Below are 4156 nucleotides of genomic sequence, written 5' to 3'. Positions count from 1 at the left end.
GTGTAGATCTCGGCCAGTTTCAGCGTGGTCAGCGAGGTGACTTCGCTCGGTTTGAAGATCATCGCGTTGCCGGCGGCCAGGGCCGGTGCGGATTTCCATAGGGCGATCTGGATCGGGTAGTTCCACGCGCCGATACCGGCCACCACGCCCAGGGGCTCGCGGCGGGTATAGACGAAGGATGTGGTGCGCAGCGGCACCTGCTCGCCTTCGATGGCAGGGACCAGGCCGGCGTAGTATTCCAGCACGTCGGCACCGGTGACGATGTCGACGTATTTGGTTTCGGAGAAGGATTTGCCGGTGTCCAGGGTTTCCAGGGCGGCCAGTTCATCGTTGCGCTCGCGCAGGATGTCCACGGCGCGACGCAGGATGCGCGAACGCTGCATGGCGGTCATGGCGGCCCAGACTTTCTGGCCCTTTTCGGCGCTGACCACGGCGCGCTCGACGTCCTCGAACGTTGCGCGCTGCACCAGGGCGAGTACTTCACCGTTGGCCGGGTTGATGGCTTCGAAAGTGGCGTCGCCGCTGGCATCGCTGTACGCGCCATCGATGTAGAGTTTTTGCAGTTCGAAACGGGCCATAAAGTCCTCGCAAGTGCATGAGTGGTTGGCTGGCCACCGAGCGTGTCGTTTATAGCTGACTACGCGCTGCGGTGACGGTTCAGGAGTCGAGCGGTTCTGTGTGCTCTGGCGCTCCTGTTTTGGCCAGTTGGAAATCCATGTATTCGTAAGCGATCTGGTGCGCCTGGGCGGTATCGAACGCGTCTCCCGACAGCGCGCCGCGCAGCCACAAACCGTCAATCAGCGCGGCCAGGCCCCGTGCCGCGCTGCGTGCCTGGTCAACGGGCAACACGCGGCGGAACTGGCAACACAGGTTGGAATACAGACGGTGATCGTTGATCCGCTGCAACCTGTGCAAAGACGGGTGATGCATGCTGGTGGCCCAGAAGGCCAGCCAGGTTTTCATTGCCGGGCCGTTGACCTGGCTGGCGTCGAAGTTGCCTTCGATGATCACCTTGAGGTGAGCCCGCGGGCTCGAGTCCGTCAGCGCTTGACGCCGCGCGGTGACGTTCTCGCTCAAGACAGTCATCAGGTACTGGGCCGTCGCCGCGATCAGGCCGTTCTTGTCCTGAAAGTAGTGACTGATGATGCCGTTGGAAACACCGGCCAAACGAGCGATCAGCGCAATGCTGGCGTCCCCCATGCCGACCTGATCGACCGCTTGCAACGTAGCTTCGATCAATTGTTGGCGGCGGATGGGTTGCATACCGACCTTGGGCATCTAGCACATCTCCTTAGGCCCGCAGGCGGACGAGTGCAGTCCGTCATGGCGAGGGCCAGTCTATTTTGTTTTGATTGAACGTTCAATCAACAAAGAATAAGCTCTGCGACAATTCGTCGCGATTTGCCGAAATTTCCTACGCGTAAATGGCGCAGAAGCGAGACATCAAGGACCCAAGACCCACGCAATGACGGGGGCAAGGGCTTTAAGGGTGTCTTTATAACACCCGTCGGTCGGCTGCCCACTCACCGATTGGTCGGGTACCGCGTTGCCTTGTCCTTCTCCCGCACTGCCTGGAGCATCCGTGCAATGAGTTCTGCCTTTCTAATAAAGACCCCACCGCAGAAGGTGACGGTCAACGGTTGGGTGTTCTACACCTCCACCGCGCTGATTCTGTTGCTGACCGCCATTCTGATTATCGCCCCGCAGGAGGCCGGTCGTTTGCTCGGCATCGCCCAGGCGTGGTTGTCCCGCAGCGTTGGTTGGTACTACATGGTGGTCATCGCCGCTTACCTGGTGTTCGTGGTTGGCCTGGCGTTTTCCTCCTACGGCAAGCTCAAGCTGGGCAGCAAAGACGACACGCCGGATTTCAGCTACGGCGCCTGGGCCGGGATGCTGTTTTCGACGGGTAACGGCATCTCCTTGCTGTACTTTGGCGCCTCCGAGCCGCTGGACCATTTCTTCAACCCGCCCGAAGGCGTGGCCGGCAGTCAACAGGCGGCGCGGCAGGCGGTGCAGTTGACGTGCTTGCACTGGGGCCTGCACGGCTGGGCGATCTACGCCTTGGTGGGCTTGGCCGTGGCGTATTTCGCCTACCGGCACAATCAGCCGCTGGCCCTGCGTTCGGCGTTGTATCCGCTGGGGGGAGAGCGCTGGGTCAAGGGTGCGGCCGGTCACGCGGTGGACGGTGTCGGCATGTTCGTGACCCTGCTGGGGCTGGTGACCAACCTGGGGATCGGCGCGTTGCAGGTGGCGTCCGGGCTGGAAAACCTGTTCGGCATGGAACACAGCAACACCAATCTGCTGATCGTGAGCATCGTGATGAGCACGGTGGCGACCATCGCGGCGGTGTCCGGCGTGGAGAACGGTATCCGCCGGCTGTCGAACCTGAACATCGTGCTATTCAGCGGCCTGCTGATCTTTGTGCTGCTGTTCGGTCCGACCCTGCACCTGCTCAACGGTTTCGTTCAGAACATTGGCGACTACCTCAACGGTGTGGTGCTCAAGACCTTCGATCTGTACGTCTACGCGGACGACAGCGCCAAGTCTGGCCGCTGGATGGGCCTATGGACGCTGTTCTATTGGGCCTGGTGGATTTCCTGGGCGCCTTTTGTCGGCATGTTCATCGCGCGCATTTCTCGTGGGCGTTCCGTGCGCGAGCTGGTGGCGGGCGTATTGTTGATTCCCCTGGGCTTCACCCTGGCCTGGCTGTCGATCTTCGGTAACTCGGCCCTGGACCTGGTGATGAACCACGGCGCGGTCGAGTTGGGCAAGACGGCGCTGACGCAGCCGTCGATGTCGATCTACCAGCTGCTTGAATTCTATCCGGCATCGAAGATTGTCATCGGTGTGTCGATCTTTGTCGGTTTCGTCCTGTTCCTGACCCCGGCCGACTCCGGCGCGGTGATGATGGCGAACCTTTCGTGCCAGGGCGGCACCGTTGACGAAGACGCGCCCCATTGGCTGCGGATCTTCTGGTCGGTGGTGATTACGCTGGTGACGATCGGCCTGTTGTTTGCCGGCAACTTCGAAGCGATGCAGACCATGGTGGTGCTGGCCGGATTGCCGTTCTCGGTGGTGTTGGTGTGCTTCATGTTCGGTTTGCACAAGGCCATGCGCCAGGATGTGCAGGCGGAGCAGGAGCGGGCGGAGTTGGCGGTGCTGCGGGCCTATAGCTGACCTTCTGCCTGGCCCTGCTCTTGTGGCAGAGGGGCTTTTGTGGCGAGGGAGCTTGCTCCCGCTGGGTTGCGGAGCGACCCCAAACCGGCCAAGCACGGTGTACCTGAAGGTTCGTGTCGCCTGGATTGCGACTGCTGCGCAGCCGAGCGGGAGCAAGCTCCCTCGCCACAGTTATCAGCATTCCAAGCTCAGTATCGGCGTTCCAAGCCAGTACCAGCATTTCAAACCCTGGTATGAGCATCAGCCTTGGAAGGCGCAAACAAAAACGCCGCGATCATCTCGCGGCGTTTTTGTGTGCGTGGGGTTAGCCCAGGTTCTTGCCGAGCAGTGCGTGGTACAGCTCGCTGTCGCCCAGGATCCCGACGACTTTCTGATTGTCGTGGAGCACCAGTTTGTTGCCGGTCTGGTAGCGGATCTGCAACGCATCGCGCATGCCGATGTTGGAGTCCACCAGGGTCGGACGTCGGCCCAGGCCTTCGCCCGCTTGGCCTGGAGCCCAGTTTTGCAGGTCCAGGGCCGCGCCGTTCTGCCGGGCGCCCTTGATGGTGTTGCCGTCGGCCAGGTCGAGCCAGGAGTCGCCACCCGGGTCCAGGCAGACCGACCCGTTGATGCGCTTGCAGTTGTCCAGGGTGCGCATCAGGCTGCGGCCGCAGAGGACGTTGAGCGGGTTGGTGTGGGCGACGAAGGTGCGCACATAGTCGTCGGCCGGGTTCAGCACGATTTGTTCCGGCTTGCTGTACTGGATGATCCGGCCGTCTTTCATGATCGCGATACGGCTGCCCAGCTTCAGGGCTTCGTCGAGGTCGTGGCTGACGAACACAATGGTCTTGCTCAGCTTGCGTTGCAGCTCCAGCAGTTCGTCCTGCAGGCCTTGGCGGATCAATGGGTCGAGGGCCGAGAACGGTTCGTCCATCAGCAGGATGTCGGCGTCCATCGCCAGGGCGCGGGCCAGGCCGACCCGTTGCTGCATGCCGCCGGA

4 protein-coding genes are annotated in these 4156 nt (G+C 61.6%); 1 reads left to right on the top strand and 3 read right to left on the bottom strand.

The features are described 5' to 3' along the window. Both HGO40_RS30235 and betI read right to left on the bottom strand, forming a co-directional pair. Positions 1-578 (bottom strand): aldehyde dehydrogenase family protein (locus HGO40_RS30235; protein WP_250966027.1); only part of this gene is annotated, 578 nt, incomplete at its 3' end. A 79-nt stretch (positions 579-657) separates the two neighbouring features. Continuing rightward, positions 658-1278: a transcriptional regulator BetI gene (gene betI / locus HGO40_RS30230; RefSeq protein ID WP_250966026.1), complete on the bottom strand. Its 621-nt coding sequence runs from the start codon at positions 1276-1278 to the stop codon at positions 658-660. A 366-nt stretch (positions 1279-1644) separates the two neighbouring features. Between betI and HGO40_RS30225 the strand changes: the two genes are divergently transcribed. After that, positions 1645-3177 carry a BCCT family transporter gene (locus HGO40_RS30225; protein WP_250966028.1) on the top strand — a complete coding sequence of 511 codons (1533 nt, stop codon included), beginning with the start codon at positions 1645-1647 and terminating at the stop codon, positions 3175-3177. Positions 3178-3481: 304 nt separating this feature from the next. Here the strand turns inward: HGO40_RS30225 and HGO40_RS30220 are convergent. Next, the coding region (locus HGO40_RS30220; protein ID WP_250966025.1) for an ATP-binding cassette domain-containing protein at positions 3482-4156 on the bottom strand (675 nt) is incomplete at its 5' end.

The organism is Pseudomonas sp. CG7 (assembly GCF_023701885.1).
Classification (GTDB): domain Bacteria; phylum Pseudomonadota; class Gammaproteobacteria; order Pseudomonadales; family Pseudomonadaceae; genus Aquipseudomonas; species Aquipseudomonas zanjanensis.
This window is presented reverse-complemented; position numbering and strand designations above follow the sequence as displayed.